Consider the following 843-nt stretch of genomic DNA (forward strand, 5'->3'; position numbering starts at 1 on the left):
CTCGAAGCGTGGGCGGGGGCCGGCGGGCGGGCGCGAAGAAGCGCTGACCCCCGCGCGAGCGACCCGCTGACGTCTGGATTTATCTGGCATTGATATCGAGGGCGGTAATCTCCTGAAAGTGCGCTGGCTCACCGTTCTCCTGGGAGCGGCGATCATCGCCGCGGTCACGGCTGTCGTCATCGTTCTTCCCAAGGAGCCGCCCGCCCGGCGCCCCGCCGAGCGCAAGGCGCCCGCCGCACCTCAGGCCAGCCTGTTCACCGACCCCTGCGGCACCTTCGACACCGGCACCCGCACGCCGTACGCGGTGACCGGCTACTGGCTGGTCCCCACCTCCAACGAGTGCACCTGGCGCAAGCAGCTCGAAGCCATCCACAAGGTCGGCGGTGACACGGTGATCAGGCTCGGCACCGGCCTGCAACCCCGCTTTGTGGATGATGACGGCCGCATCATGACCAAGGACATGGAGGTCGACCCGCGCTACGCGCCCTGCGAGGAGGACGGCCTGACCTGCGTGCAGGCCGCCGAACGCGACCTCAAGAAGTTCAACCGCAACAACCGCATCACCTGGACCTACGTCTACCGGACCGACGAGCGCTTCGGCGACGGCGTCTTCCGCTGCCCGTCGGTGGAACGCTCGATCACCGTCGGCAAGACCGTCTTCCACCGGCTGATCGCCCCCCAGGACGGCAGCGACGACTCCGGCTGCGACTTCACCAAGCCGCGCAACTACCACCTGATCATCATCGCGGCGGCGCGCCAGGACAGCCTGACCCAACTGCTCGACCTCGCCGACCGGTTCCGCATGCAGGTCTTCCCTGCGCTGCCGCTGGCCCCGCGCAACCC

The 843-nt window shown here is 68.4% G+C and carries 1 pseudogene; it reads left to right on the forward strand.

Annotated features, from left to right (window positions below):
- Positions 1-118: 118 nt before the first annotated feature.
- Positions 119-843 (forward strand): annotated as a pseudogene (locus C1I98_RS39390) (DUF4434 domain-containing protein); the annotation flags it as partial.

Origin of the sequence: Spongiactinospora gelatinilytica (assembly GCF_003236385.1) — a bacterium.
GTDB lineage: Bacteria > Actinomycetota > Actinomycetes > Streptosporangiales > Streptosporangiaceae > Spongiactinospora > Spongiactinospora gelatinilytica.